Annotated in this window: 10 protein-coding genes; all 10 read right to left on the reverse strand. The window is 48.0% G+C overall.

Going from position 1 to position 14,302, the window contains the following annotated elements; all coding sequences use genetic code 11:
* Positions 1 to 27: 27 nt before the first annotated feature.
* The 10 genes from tuf to rplJ all read right to left on the reverse strand — a co-directional run bounded on the left by tuf (position 28) and on the right by rplJ (position 14,298).
* Entirely contained in the window at positions 28 to 1,218 is a 1,191-nt protein-coding gene (gene tuf, locus MHI45_RS15185; protein WP_038597087.1) for an elongation factor Tu, read from the reverse strand.
* Between the two features lie 107 nt (positions 1,219 to 1,325).
* On the reverse strand, positions 1,326 to 3,404 hold the full coding sequence (fusA, locus tag MHI45_RS15190; protein WP_038597089.1) for an elongation factor G: 2,079 nt from the start codon (positions 3,402 to 3,404) through the stop codon (positions 1,326 to 1,328).
* 48 nt (positions 3,405 to 3,452) lie between these two features.
* Positions 3,453 to 3,923, reverse strand: a complete 471-nt coding sequence (gene rpsG, locus MHI45_RS15195) for a 30S ribosomal protein S7 (protein WP_036652908.1) — start codon at positions 3,921 to 3,923, stop codon at positions 3,453 to 3,455.
* A gap of 44 nt (positions 3,924 to 3,967) precedes the next feature.
* Positions 3,968 to 4,387, reverse strand: coding sequence for a 30S ribosomal protein S12 (rpsL, locus tag MHI45_RS15200; protein WP_038597092.1), 420 nt, complete (start codon positions 4,385 to 4,387; stop codon positions 3,968 to 3,970).
* 133 nt (positions 4,388 to 4,520) lie between these two features.
* The gene (locus tag MHI45_RS15205; protein WP_038597095.1) at positions 4,521 to 4,772 is read right to left on the reverse strand and encodes a ribosomal L7Ae/L30e/S12e/Gadd45 family protein; all 252 of its coding nucleotides are present in this window, start codon (positions 4,770 to 4,772) and stop codon (positions 4,521 to 4,523) included.
* 182 nt (positions 4,773 to 4,954) lie between these two features.
* Complete coding sequence (rpoC, locus tag MHI45_RS15210) at positions 4,955 to 8,566, reverse strand: DNA-directed RNA polymerase subunit beta' (protein WP_038597098.1); 3,612 nt, start codon at positions 8,564 to 8,566, stop codon at positions 4,955 to 4,957.
* Between the two features lie 113 nt (positions 8,567 to 8,679).
* The gene (gene rpoB / locus MHI45_RS15215; protein WP_076112958.1) at positions 8,680 to 12,225 is read right to left on the reverse strand and encodes a DNA-directed RNA polymerase subunit beta; all 3,546 of its coding nucleotides are present in this window, start codon (positions 12,223 to 12,225) and stop codon (positions 8,680 to 8,682) included.
* A 418-nt stretch (positions 12,226 to 12,643) separates the two neighbouring features.
* Complete coding sequence (locus MHI45_RS15220; protein WP_076112959.1) at positions 12,644 to 13,246, reverse strand: class I SAM-dependent methyltransferase; 603 nt, start codon at positions 13,244 to 13,246, stop codon at positions 12,644 to 12,646.
* A gap of 123 nt (positions 13,247 to 13,369) precedes the next feature.
* On the reverse strand, positions 13,370 to 13,729 hold the full coding sequence (gene rplL, locus MHI45_RS15225; protein WP_076112960.1) for a 50S ribosomal protein L7/L12: 360 nt from the start codon (positions 13,727 to 13,729) through the stop codon (positions 13,370 to 13,372).
* A gap of 65 nt (positions 13,730 to 13,794) precedes the next feature.
* Positions 13,795 to 14,298: a 50S ribosomal protein L10 gene (gene rplJ, locus MHI45_RS15230; protein WP_076112961.1), complete on the reverse strand. Its 504-nt coding sequence runs from the start codon at positions 14,296 to 14,298 to the stop codon at positions 13,795 to 13,797.
* Positions 14,299 to 14,302: the final 4 nt, after the last annotated feature.

Raw genomic sequence — 14,302 nt, forward strand, 5'->3', positions numbered from 1 at the left:
AGCACTATCCTAACGGATAGAACCGAATTATTTTTGGATGGAAGCTACGCTACCTGCTCCAACTGTACGTCCGCCTTCGCGAATGGAGAATTTAGTACCTTCTTCAATAGCGATTGGGGAGATCAGGGAAACAGTTACTGTGATGTTGTCACCAGGCATAACCATTTCAGTACCTTCTGGCAGGTTGATGATGCCAGTTACGTCAGTTGTACGGAAGTAGAACTGTGGACGGTAACCAGTGAAGAATGGTTTGTGACGTCCGCCTTCTTCTTTAGTCAGAACGTAGATCTGAGCAGTGAACTCAGTGTGTGGTTTAACGGAGTTCGGCTTAGCAATTACTTGGCCGCGCTCGATCATGTTACGGTCAACACCACGCAGAAGTGCGCCGATGTTGTCGCCTGCTTGAGCGGAATCCAGCAATTTACGGAACATTTCTACGCCCGTAACTACGGATTTCTTAGTTTCTTCATGAATACCAACGATTTCGATTTCTTCTCCGACTTTAACTGTTCCGCGTTCTACGCGACCAGTTGCCACAGTACCGCGGCCAGTAATGGAGAATACATCTTCGACAGGCATCAAGAAAGGCTTGTCAGTTTGACGCTCTGGAAGCGGAATGTACGTATCAATCGTTTCGAACATCTCAACGATTTTTTGTGCATAATCGCCATCAGGGTTTTGAAGAGCTTCACGAGCAGATCCACGGATGATTGGAGTATCATCGCCTGGGAAATCATATTCGCTCAGCAAGTCGCGAACTTCCATTTCAACCAGTTCAAGCAACTCTTCGTCTTCAACCATGTCGCATTTGTTCAAGAATACAACGATGTAAGGAACGCCTACTTGACGGGACAGCAGGATGTGTTCGCGAGTTTGTGGCATAGGGCCGTCAGCTGCGGATACAACCAGGATAGCTCCGTCCATTTGCGCTGCGCCAGTGATCATGTTTTTAACATAGTCGGCGTGACCAGGGCAGTCTACGTGTGCGTAGTGACGGTTAGGAGTTTCATATTCAACGTGAGCTGTGGAGATAGTGATACCACGTTCGCGTTCTTCAGGAGCCTTATCGATTTGGTCGAATGCTACAGCAGCGCCACCGTATTTTTTGGACAATACAGTAGTGATTGCAGCAGTCAGAGTTGTTTTACCATGGTCGACGTGACCAATAGTACCGATGTTAACGTGTGGTTTGTTACGTTCAAACTTTGCCTTTGCCATTTGAACAGTTCCTCCTTATTGTGGGGTTCCTTATATTTGAGCCGCCGGGCTAGTTGCTTATCTAGGATGACTGATCGTGTACCCGGACAGCAAGTTAAAACAGTTAATTATTCTCCGCCTTTGTTCTTAGCAACGATCTCTTCCGCAATGGATTTAGGAACTTCTTCATAGTGAGAAAGCTCCATGGAGAATACGCCGCGTCCTTGAGTACCAGAACGGAGTGTTGTGGAGTATCCGAACATTTCGGAAAGAGGCACCTTCGCACGGATAATTTGCGCTCCACCACGGGAATCCATACCTTCGATCCGACCGCGACGGGAGTTCAGCATACCCATTACATCACCCATATATTCCTCAGGAACAGTTACTTCCACTTTCATGATTGGCTCAAGCAGGACAGGCTTACACTTGTCTTTAGCTGCTTTGAGTGCCATCGATCCGGCAATTTTGAACGCCATTTCGTTGGAGTCAACATCATGATAAGAACCATCAACGATGGTAGCCTTAACGTCAACAAGCGGGAAGCCTGCAATAACGCCGTTTTTCATTTGCTCTTCAATACCGGCAAGTGCAGGAGCGATATACTCTCTAGGAACAGAGCCACCGACTACTTTACTTTCGAACTTGCTGCCAGTACCTGGCTCGAGAGGTTCAAATTCAACCCATACGTGACCATACTGACCGCGACCGCCGGATTGGCGAACGAATTTACCTTCGACACGAGCTGGTGCTTTGAATGTTTCGCGGTAAGCAACCTGTGGTTTACCCACATTGGTTTCTACTTTGAATTCGCGGCGCATACGGTCGATGATAATATCAAGGTGAAGCTCACCCATACCTGCCAGGATCGTTTGGCCTGTTTCTTCATCAGTGTGAGCACGAAGAGTTGGATCCTCTTCAGTCAACTTACCGAGAGCAACACCCAGTTTATCTTGGTCAGCTTTGGTTTTTGGTTCAACTGCGATTTCGATAACCGGATCAGGGAAGTTCATGGACTCCAGAATAACCGGATGTTTCTCATCACAAAGTGTATCGCCAGTACTTGTGTCCTTCAGACCAACGGCTGCCGCGATATCACCAGCGTAAACGATGGAGATTTCTTGGCGGCTGTTCGCATGCATTTGCAGGATACGGCCGATACGCTCGCGTTTGTTCTTAGTAGCGTTAACTACATAAGAACCGGATTCCAGAATACCGGAATACACGCGGAAGAACGTGAGTTTACCTACATAAGGGTCTGTCATGATTTTAAATGCCAGTGCTGAGAATGGTTCTTCGTCCGAAGAGTGGCGAACCGCTTCAGTTCCGTCATCCAGATGACCTTGAATAGCCGGTACATCCAGTGGGGATGGCAGGTAATCAACGACAGCGTCCATCATCAGTTGGACACCTTTGTTACGGTAGGAGGATCCGACAATTACAGGGAAGATCTTAACTTCTACAACGCCTTTGCGCAGAGCAGCTTTGATCTCATCAACTGAAATTTCTTCGCCTTCCAGGTACTTCATAGTCAGATCTTCGTCAAGTTCTGCTACTTTCTCGATCAACTCAAGACGCAGCCCCTCAACTTGTTCCAGATATTCAGCCGGAATGTCCGTTACTTCAATATTTTGGCCCAGATCGTCTTTAAACATATGAGCTTTTTGCTCAACCAGGTCAATAATACCAATGAAGTCGTTTTCGGCACCAATTGGCAGTTGAATAGCAACTGCATTGGCTTGCAAGCGATCACGCATGCTGTCGATAACGTTTAGGAAATCCGCACCGATGATATCCATTTTATTTACATATGCGATCCGGGGAACGCCATAACGGTCAGCCTGTCTCCATACGGTTTCAGACTGAGGCTCAACGCCCTCTTTCGCACTGAAAACGCCTACTGCCCCATCCAATACACGAAGGGAACGTTCAACTTCAACTGTGAAGTCAACGTGTCCAGGGGTATCAATGATATTGATGCGGTGACCTTTCCATGCAGCAGTTGTAGCAGCGGAAGTAATAGTAATCCCGCGCTCTTGTTCTTGCTCCATCCAGTCCATTGTAGCAGCACCCTCGTGAACTTCACCGATTTTGTGCGTACGGCCTGTATAGAATAGAATCCGCTCAGTGGTAGTAGTCTTACCAGCATCAATATGCGCCATGATCCCGATGTTACGTGTATTTTTTAAGGAGAACTCTCTTGCCATGAATTGGATCTCCCTTCAAAATATAAGTTATTTGAACGGCCTTAAATCCTACCAGCGGTAGTGAGCAAACGCTTTGTTTGCTTCAGCCATTTTGTGCGTGTCTTCACGTTTCTTAACGGAAGCGCCTGTGTTGTTGGAAGCGTCGATGATCTCAGCCGCCAAACGCTCTTCCATCGTCTTCTCACCGCGGTTGCGTGAGTAGTTCACGAGCCAACGTAATCCCAAAGCAGTACGTCTTTCAGGTTTAACCTCGATAGGCACTTGGTAGTTAGCACCGCCGACACGACGAGCTTTAACTTCCAATACCGGCATAATATTCTTGATGGCAGCTTCGAAAACTTCCATCGGATCTTTGCCTGTGCGTTCTTGAATCAACTTGAACGAATTGTACAGAATGCTTTGAGCGACACCTCTTTTACCACCCAGCATAATACGGTTGATCAAACGAGTAACCAACTTGCTATTATACAATGGATCTGGCAATACATCTCTCTTAGTAACTGGACCTTTGCGTGGCATGGATATCCCCCTTTCTCAATGTTTATTATTCAGATATTCTTAACTTATTTCTTTGCTTTAGGACGTTTTGCACCATACTTGGAACGAGCTTGCATACGGTTAGCAACGCCTGCTGTATCCAAAGCGCCACGAACGATGTGATAACGAACTCCTGCAAGGTCCTTAACTTTACCTCCGCGCAGCAATACAACACTGTGCTCTTGAAGGTTATGTCCAATACCCGGAATGTAAGCAGTCACCTCAAGACGGTTCGTCAAACGAACACGGGCATACTTACGAAGCGCGGAGTTTGGTTTACGTGGAGTCATTGTGCCTACACGAGTGCACACACCGCGTTTTTGCGGGGCGCTCAAATTTGTAGTCTCACGCTTGAGGGCGTTGAACCCTTTTTGAAGAGCGGGAGATTTGGATTTTTCGATTTTGGCTTGACGGCCTTTACGAACCAGTTGATTAATAGTTGGCATTGTTGTGCCACCCCCTTCCTGAAATAGTAATCTATTTACGAACATTAAGTCCACAGACCCAGGCGGTTCATAAAAAGACAAATGAAAAGTCTTTGTTGCCGAAGTGTACCCCGGTACAAAAACGCTTCTCGTGCTATTGTTTTAAGACGGCTGCCATAGCAGCACCAACTTCTATACCGCAAGCTTTGCCCAAATTCAGCATCGTGTCCACATAAGAGACCTTCACACCTTGTTTGTTACAAAGCATAACAATTCTGGAAGTAAGCCGTTGATCTCCGTCCTCTGCCACATAGACTTCTGCGGCTTGGCCCAACTCTACCGCCTTGACGGTTTGTTTGGTACCGATCTTGACCTGAGCATCCTGCAGTCCTCTATCATCAGTCATGATAAATCATTACCTCCAATGAACAAGAATAACCAGGCTACTCACGCACCTTAGACATATTAGCATTATCAGTAGATGATGTCAAGAGAATCGGCAATAAATTTATTAATATTCACAGCAGGCAGCAGCGCCACGTCTATAAATAGCCGTGGCATAATCAACTGCCCGCCATGATTATTTAACTATTCAGCAGGAACCGTTTCTAAAGCTTCTTGCGAGCTTTCGACATTCGGATCACTCAGCTTCACATTACGGTAACGATTCATGCCAGTACCTGCAGGAATCAACTTACCGATAATAACATTTTCTTTGAGTCCAAGCAACTTATCTACTTTACCCTTAATTGCAGCATCAGTCAAGACGCGGGTAGTTTCTTGGAAGGAGGCCGCAGACAGGAAGGAATCTGTCTCCAGGGATGCCTTAGTAATACCGAGCAGTACCGGTTTGGCAACTGCAGGCTCATTACCAGAAAGAATGGCTTCCTTATTCGCAGCTTCGTATTCATGAATGTCAGCAAATGCACCTGGCAAGAGATTCGTATCACCAGCATCGATAATACGGATTTTGCGCAGCATCTGCTTAATCATAACTTCAATGTGCTTATCATTGATCTCAACGCCTTGGTTACGGTATACACGCTGTACTTCTTGCAGAATGTAGTTTTGTACCCCGCGGATCCCTTTGATGCGCAACATTTCTTTAGGGTCGATCGAACCGTCAGTCAGCTCATCGCCAGCTTCAATCTCCTGGCCTTCACTGACACGCAGACGCGAACCGTAGGTGATGGAATAAGTCTTAGATTCAGCTTCACCTTGAACCTCTATTTCGCGGCGGTCCTTGGTTTCGCGGATTTCCTTGATTACCCCGTCAATTTCACTGATTGTAGCCTGACCTTTAGGGTTACGGGCTTCAAACAACTCCTGGATACGCGGCAAACCTTGCGTGATGTCATCACCGGCAACACCCCCGGTATGGAACGTACGCATTGTAAGCTGGGTTCCCGGCTCACCGATGGATTGTGCCGCGATAATACCGACAGCTTCACCGATTTCCACGAATTTACCTGTTGCCAGGTTACGTCCGTAGCATTTCTTGCAGACACCGTGACGCGCACGGCAGCTCAGCACAGAACGGATCTGCAGTTTGGTCACACCAGCGTTAACAATCGCCTCAGCTTTGTCGGAGTCAATCAGATCGTTGCGGTGAACGAGGATTTCCTTCGTTTCCGGATGACGTACAGTTTCAAAGGAGTAGCGGCCTTCAATACGGTCGTACAGATCTTCGATAACTTCCTTGCCATCTTGAATACGGCTGACGGTGAAGCCTTTATCGGTACCACAGTCTTCTTCACGGACAATAACGTCTTGGGCAACGTCAACGAGACGACGGGTCAAGTATCCGGAGTCGGCTGTACGCAGCGCTGTATCGGCCAGACCTTTACGCGCTCCGTGAGTGGAGATAAAGTACTCGAGGACGGTCAGACCTTCACGGAAGTTCGCTTTGATTGGCAATTCGAAAATCCGTCCCGATGGTGTAGCCATCAGTCCGCGCATACCACCCAGCTGGGTAATCTGCGATTTGTTACCACGCGCTTTGGAGTCAACCATGAGCATGATGGAATTGAAACGGTCCATCGATTTCAACAACACGTTGGTAAGATCATCCTTCGTCTTCGACCAGATCTCAATAACACGGTCATACCGTTCGTCATTGGTGATCAGACCACGGCGATATTGGTTGGCAACCACATCGACCTTAGCCTCGGACTCTTTCAGGATTGTAGCTTTTTCCTCCGGAACGATAACGTCCGATACGGCAACCGTAACACCGGAACGTGTGGAGTACGTAAAGCCGAGTTGCTTGATTTTATCCAAAATCACAGACGTTTTGGTCGTGTGATAGGTTTCGAAGCAGCGGGCAATAATCAGACCCAGGTATTCCTTACCTACAGCACTTGCTTCCGGAGCATTCATAATCAGCTCACGGATGTCCGCGCCTTTTTCATAGATAAAGTATTTCTCTGGTGTGCCTTGCAGCAGGTTTGTTTTGGTCGCTTCATTGATATAAGGGAAGCTGCTAGGATAGATCTCGTTAAAGATGATCTTTCCGACCGTAGTAATCAGCATTGCGCCTTGTTGCTGTTCTGTAAAGCAGGTTTTACCCAGAGCCTTAACAGGAATAGCTACACGGGCGTGCAGACCTGCGGTTCCACGCTGGTAAGCTGAAACAGCTTCGTTCACGGTGCGCAGAATCATACCCGTACCCTTTTCTTCCTTGTTGTCCATGGTCAGGTAGAACGTACCGAGGACCATATCCTGGGAAGGGGTAACAACCGGTTTGCCGTCCTTAGGGTTCAGGATGTTACCGGAGGCCAGCATGAGCAGACGTGCTTCCGCTTGAGCTTCTGCAGACAGAGGAACGTGCACCGCCATTTGGTCACCGTCAAAGTCGGCATTGTAAGCCGTACATACGAGCGGGTGAAGACGGATAGCATGACCTTCTACCAGAATCGGTTCAAACGCTTGAATACCGAGACGGTGAAGTGTAGGGGCACGGTTCAGCAGAACCGGATGCTCTCTGATTACTTCTTCAAGCACATCCCATACTTCAGGACTTACACGCTCAACTTTACGTTTTGCGCTCTTGATGTTATGGGCCAAGCCCTTGTTCACCAATTCTTTCATAACAAACGGTTTGAAGAGTTCAAGCGCCATTTTCTTTGGAAGTCCGCATTGGTACATTTTGAGATACGGTCCTACAACGATAACGGAACGTCCGGAATAGTCAACCCGTTTACCGAGCAAGTTCTGACGGAAACGTCCTTGTTTACCTTTCAGCATATGGCTGAGCGATTTGAGCGGACGGTTACCAGGACCCGTTACAGGGCGGCCGCGACGGCCGTTGTCGATAAGTGCATCGACAGCTTCCTGAAGCATCCGTTTCTCATTCTGCACGATAATATCAGGAGCACCCAGATCAAGTAGTCTCTTCAGACGGTTGTTCCGGTTGATTACGCGACGATAGAGATCGTTAAGGTCAGACGTAGCAAAACGGCCACCATCCAATTGAACCATCGGACGAAGCTCCGGAGGAATAACCGGAAGCACATCCATGATCATCCAATCAGGCTTGTTGCCGGAGTTGCGGAAGGCTTCAATAACTTCCAGACGTTTGATTGCCCGGTTGCGGCGTTGGCCTTGGGCGGTACGCAGCTCTTCCTTGAGGAATTCCAATTCCTTCTCAATGTCGATATCCTGAAGTAGCTTTTTCACCGCTTCGGCACCCATGCCGGCTTGGAAACCGTAGCCGTATTTCTCACGGTAGCTGCGGTATTCTTTCTCGGACAGCAGTTGTTTCTTCTCCAGTGGCGTTTCACCTGGATCGGTTACAACATAAGATGCAAAGTAGATGATCTCTTCAAGCGATCTCGGGGACATATCGAGTGCCAGACCCATACGGCTTGGAATACCTTTGAAATACCAGATATGAGATACAGGAGCCGCCAGTTCAATGTGGCCCATACGTTCGCGGCGAACTTTAGCGCGGGTAACTTCCACGCCGCATCGGTCGCACACTACGCCCTTATAACGGACGCGTTTGTATTTACCACAGTGACATTCCCAGTCCTTTTGCGGTCCGAAGATACGTTCGCAGAAAAGACCTTCTTTTTCCGGCTTCAATGTACGATAGTTAATGGTTTCCGGTTTTTTTACTTCTCCGCGGGACCAAGAACGAATCTTCTCCGGAGAAGCAAGCCCGATTTTCATGAATTCAAAATTGTTAACGTCCAACAAGGAGCAACCCTCCTTAACCTATATCCTGATTTAGTACCGGAGGCCCTCCCTTGATGGTTAGATCAAAAGAGGGCACGGTCCTTTTTAAATGAAATTGATTCTTACAGCTTTAATTACTCTATTCCGACTTCTGCGCCTTCCAAATTGAGGCTCAGCTTGTCGCCTGACGTCTCATCCTCATCATCCAGTTCCTTCATTTCAATTTCCTGCTCGTCGCCGCTGAGGATCTTAACATCCATACCAAGCGACTGCAGTTCCTTGATAAGTACTTTGAACGATTCCGGAACACCTGGTTCTGGAACATTCTCGCCTTTGACAATGGATTCGTACGTCTTGACACGGCCTACCACGTCATCGGACTTCACAGTTAAAATCTCTTGAAGTGTATATGCAGCACCGTAAGCTTCAAGCGCCCAAACTTCCATCTCCCCGAAACGCTGTCCGCCGAACTGGGCTTTACCGCCGAGTGGCTGCTGTGTAACGAGAGAGTAAGGTCCTGTGGAACGGGCATGAATCTTATCGTCAACCATGTGCGCCAGTTTGATCATGTGCATAACGCCGACAGTAACTTCACGCTCGAAGCGTTCACCTGTACGGCCGTCATAAAGCACAGTCTTACCATTACGCTGCATGCCGGCTTCTTCCATCGTGTCAAACACGTCGTTCTCACGCGCTCCATCAAATACTGGAGTAGCTACGTGAATACCGAGCTGCAGGGCAGCCATACCGATATGAACTTCGAGCACCTGGCCGATGTTCATACGGGAAGGAACGCCCAGAGGGTTCAGGACAACCTGCACCGGTGTACCGTCAGGAAGGAATGGCATATCTTCTTCAGGCAGTATCCGGGCAACGACACCCTTGTTACCGTGACGTCCGGCCATCTTGTCACCTTCAGAAATCTTACGTTTCTGAGCGATGTAGACACGAACCAGCTGATTCACACCCGGAGGCAGCTCATCGCCGTTCTCGCGTGTAAATACTTTAACGTCAACGATAATACCATCACTACCATGAGGAACGCGCAGCGAAGTATCGCGCACTTCGCGGGCCTTCTCACCAAAGATAGCGTGCAGCAGGCGTTCTTCAGCAGTCAGTTCAGTTACACCCTTCGGAGTAACTTTACCTACCAGAATATCACCAGCGTTAATTTCCGCACCGATGCGGATAATGCCGCGCTCATCAAGATTGCGCAACGCTTCTTCACCGACATTCGGAATATCACGCGTAATCTCTTCAGGTCCCAGCTTGGTGTCGCGAGCTTCGGATTCGTATTCCTCGATATGAATCGAAGTGTATACATCTTCCTTAACCAGTTTCTCACTCAGCAGGATCGCATCCTCGTAGTTGTAGCCTTCCCAAGTCATGAACGCAACAACTACGTTGCGGCCAAGAGCAAGTTCGCCCATTTCCGTAGATGGTCCATCTGCCAGAATGTCACCTTTCTTAACAATGTCGCCTCTTTTAGCCAGCGGACGTTGATTAATGCAGGTACCCTGGTTCGAACGCATAAATTTGTGTAATTTATATTTAACGATATCGCCTTTAACTTCCTTGCCTTCGACAGCTTCAACGCGGCGCAGCCAAATTTCGTTGGCCGACGAGCGTTCAATAATACCGTCATACTTGGAAACAATACATACGCCCGAATCCTTAGCGGATTTATGTTCCATTCCTGTGCCGACAAGCGGCGCTTTAGGAATTAGAAGCGGAACGGCCTGACGCTGCATGTTCGATCCCATCAGTGCGCGGTTGGAGTCATCGTTCTCAAGGAACGGAATGAGCGCCGTAGCGACCGATACAACCTGTTTCGGCGATACATCCATGTAATCCACGCGATTACTTGGCATTGTTGTAATGTTGTCTGAATCTTTGTTGTAACGAACGATAACCATGTCTTCTTTGAAGGAGCCCTCTTCGTCGATCAGTACGTTAGCCTGAGCAACTACATAGTTATCTTCTTCATCGGCAGTCAGGTAATCGATCTGCTCGGTCACCTTGCCAGTCTTCGGATCCACCCAACGGTACGGCGCTTCAATAAAGCCGTATTCATTGATGCGGGCAAAGGTGGACAAGGAGTTGATCAGTCCGATATTCGGACCTTCCGGCGTTTCAATTGGACACATACGGCCGTAGTGACTGTGATGGACGTCACGAACCTCAAAGCCCGCGCGTTCACGAGTCAGACCACCGGGTCCGAGTGCCGATAGACGGCGTTTATGCGTCAGTTCAGCCAACGGGTTCGTCTGGTCCATAAATTGGGACAGCTGCGAACTACCGAAGAACTCTTTAATCGACGCGATAACCGGACGAATGTTGATCAAAGCCTGTGGCGTAATCGCATTAGCATCCTGAATCGACATTCTCTCACGCACTACGCGTTCCATACGGGACAACCCGATACGGAATTGGTTCTGCAGCAGTTCACCTACAGAACGCAAGCGACGGTTACCTAAGTGGTCGATATCATCGGTGTTGCCGATGCCGTGCAGCAAATTAATAAAGTAGCTGATTGAGGAGATAATATCAGCCTGAGTAATATGCTTCACTGATTTGTCGATATTGCCATTGGCAATCAGTTTGATAACCCGTCCTTCTTCAATCGGCGAGAACACGTCGATCGTTTGCAGAGGGATATCAATACTGTCCATAACCCCACCGCTTACACGGTAGTTTTTGGAGGCAACATTTTTCTCGAAATAAGGAATCAGCTCATCAAGCAGACGACGGTCAACCATTTGGCCGGATTCCGCCAGGATTTCACCTGTGGACTCATCAACCAGAGGTTGAGCCAAACGCTGATTGAACAGACGATTCTTAATGTGCAGCTTTTTGTTGATCTTGTAGCGGCCTACATTGGCCAAATCATAGCGCTTCGGATCAAAGAAACGTGCGACCAAAAGGCTCTTGGCATTATCAAGTGTCGGCGGTTCGCCCGGACGCAGACGCTCGTAGATTTCGATAAGCGCCTTTTCCGTAGAGTCCGTGTTGTCTTTATCCAGCGTATTGCGAATATATTCATCATTGCCAAGCAGTTCCAGAATCTCAGCATCACTGCCGAACCCAAGAGCACGCAGAAGCACGGTAACCGGGATCTTACGAGTCCGGTCGATGCGGACATACATAATGTCCTTAGCGTCGGTCTCAAGTTCCAGCCAGGCTCCGCGGTTAGGAATTACTGTGGCGGTGTAGGTTTTTTTACCGTTCTTATCCACTTTTGTGCTGAAATAGACGCTTGGAGAGCGAACCAACTGGCTGACAATAACCCGTTCCGCACCATTGATAATAAAAGTGCCGGTCTCCGTCATCAGCGGGAAATCTCCCATGAACACTTCCTGCTCTTTGACCTCACCGGTCTCCTTATTAATGAGCCGTACTTTCACCCGCAGAGGAGCCGCATATGTTACGTCCCGCTCTTTAGCGTCGTCAACCGTATATTTCGGTTCACCCAGGCTGTAATCAATGAACTCAAGCACCAAATTCCCTGTGAAATCCTGGATCGGCGAGATGTCCTGAAACATTTCCCGCAATCCTTCCTCCAAAAACCAATCATAAGATTTTTGTTGGATCTCGATCAGGTTCGGGACCTCGAGTACCTCGTTAATTCTCGCATAGCTCCGCCGAGTGCGTCGACCATACTGAACAAGATGTCCTGCCAACTTTACTCACCCCTCATGTCTACTCACTTAAAAATTGATTGCGAACCCTTGTTTGGACCATTATAATGGAACCATAACACAAGGATTCAGCCACAAATAGAGAAAAGCCCTTATCGAAATCTTTCGAAAAAAGAGCGCATCTATCCATGACCAAAATACTCCTTATCCAGTAGATTTGCCCAAAACGTACGTATTATACGTCACCAAGCAACAGTTTATGCGCTATTATCTATTTCCCCGGCGACCTTCGCCGTGGCAGTAACATAGAGAACTGAATTCGCACAAACTTGCCGTACGGCATGCGCTTGCCGGGCGACAATATATTACTTGACATTTCAGCAAACTAAAGACATGGAGCCTAGCTTAATACTGACATTTTATAATAATACCACTATCGATATCACAAGTCAATAACTAATCAACTATTTTTTTGCGCTCTGATAATACGATAGCCTTTGTCTTTCCCCACTTCTTCCACAACCGGAAATAAGCTTTCGAGTTTGGCTGCCGCTGAAGGTGCCCCCTGTTTCTTCTGTATTACAATCCACAGACTTCCACCCTCATTCAAATGCTCATACGCCTCTTCAAAAATACGATGCACTACCGCTTTGCCGGCACGTATCGGAGGATTGGTAAGTATGACATCATACTTCTGTCCCTTTACTGCAGACAACACATCGCTTTCCATAACCGTAACATTGCGGATTCCATTATGATGGGCATTCTCGCGAGCCAGCTCGACCGCACGGCTGTTAATATCAATCATCGTCACATGGCCGCCCGGGGCCAGAAACGCTGCACTAATGCCAATCGGTCCGTACCCGCAGCCTACGTCAAGCACTGCAGATCCATCCGGAATGTCCATAGCCTCAATTAGTACACGGCTGCCATGGTCGATATCTCCTTTGGAAAAAACACCGGCGTCGCTGGTAAACCGCAGGGTTTTCCCTCTTAGAACCGTGCTTAAGGTACGTCTGTCATGACGCACTTCCGGCTGCTGCGAGTAATAATGCTGCGACATAAGATCCTCCCTTTCATTTTGCTCTTCCTAATTGTATACAGCAACCCCCTTGAACAAGTTCAAGGGGGTTGCAAGAACCGGGAGGAAAAGTTTCTTCCCGGGGCATTACCTTATTGAAGCAAATTACTTCACTTCTACAGCTGCGCCTGCTTCTTCCAATTTTGCTTTGGTAGTTTCGGCTTCTTCTTTGCTTACTTTTTCTTTGATTGCTTTTGGAGCGTTGTCTACGAGGTCTTTAGCTTCTTTCAAGCCCAGGCCTGTGATTTCGCGAACGATTTTGATAACGTTGATTTTGGAAGCGCCAGCGCCTGTCAAAATTACGTCGAATTCGGATTGCTCTTCTTCTACTGCTGCTACTGCTCCGCCAGCTGCTACTGGAGCTGCTGCAGTTACGCCGAATTCTTCTTCGATTGCTTTAACCAGGTCGTTCAGTTCCAATACGCTCATGCCTTTAATTTCTTCCAAAATTGTTTCTTTGCTCATGATTGAACCTCCATTTTATATTTAAATTTGTTTGTGGTATTGATTATGATGCTAGAGACAAAGGCTTACGCGCTTTGTTCTTCTTTCTCAGCAACAGCCTTAACTGCAAGGGCGAAGTTGCGGATTGGAGCTTGAAGCACGCTAAGCAGCATGGACAGCAAACCATCGCGGGATGGAAGCTCAGCCAGTGCTTTCAGCTGATCTGCGTCGATAACTTTACCTTCTACAACGCCGCCCTTCAGTTTCAGAGCGTCGTTCTTCTTAGCGAAGTCGTTCAAAATCTTGGCTGCTACTACCGCATCAGTTTCACTGAATGCTACTGCTGTAGGACCAGTCAGAACTGCGTCCAACTCAGTCAACTCAGACGCCGCAGTTGCACGACGCACCAAAGAGTTCTTCAGGACTTGAAAATCAACGCCAGCTTCACGAAGCTGCTTACGCAGTTCGGTCACTTGCGAAACGTTCAATCCACGGTAGTCCGCAACAACAGTGGAAACACTGTTCTGCAGTTTGCTTGTTACAACATCAACCGCTTCCTGTTTAGCTTGGATTACTTTTGCATTTGCCAATTGT

The organism is Paenibacillus sp. FSL H3-0321 (assembly GCF_038002865.1).
Lineage (GTDB): Bacteria > Bacillota > Bacilli > Paenibacillales > Paenibacillaceae > Paenibacillus_AQ.

What these genes read in the sequence shown, in the direction of transcription:
- rpsG (WP_036652908.1), bottom strand. Translation starts at nt 3,923, where the DNA reads ATGCCACGCAAAGGTCCAGTTACTAAGAGAGATGTATTGCCAGATCCA.
- tuf (WP_038597087.1), bottom strand. Translation starts at nt 1,218, where the DNA reads ATGGCAAAGGCAAAGTTTGAACGTAACAAACCACACGTTAACATCGGT.
- rplL (WP_076112960.1), bottom strand. Translation starts at nt 13,729, where the DNA reads ATGAGCAAAGAAACAATTTTGGAAGAAATTAAAGGCATGAGCGTATTG.
- fusA (WP_038597089.1), bottom strand. Translation starts at nt 3,404, where the DNA reads ATGGCAAGAGAGTTCTCCTTAAAAAATACACGTAACATCGGGATCATG.
- MHI45_RS15220 (WP_076112959.1), bottom strand. Translation starts at nt 13,246, where the DNA reads ATGTCGCAGCATTATTACTCGCAGCAGCCGGAAGTGCGTCATGACAGA.
- MHI45_RS15205 (WP_038597095.1), bottom strand. Translation starts at nt 4,772, where the DNA reads ATGACTGATGATAGAGGACTGCAGGATGCTCAGGTCAAGATCGGTACC.
- rpsL (WP_038597092.1), bottom strand. Translation starts at nt 4,387, where the DNA reads ATGCCAACTATTAATCAACTGGTTCGTAAAGGCCGTCAAGCCAAAATC.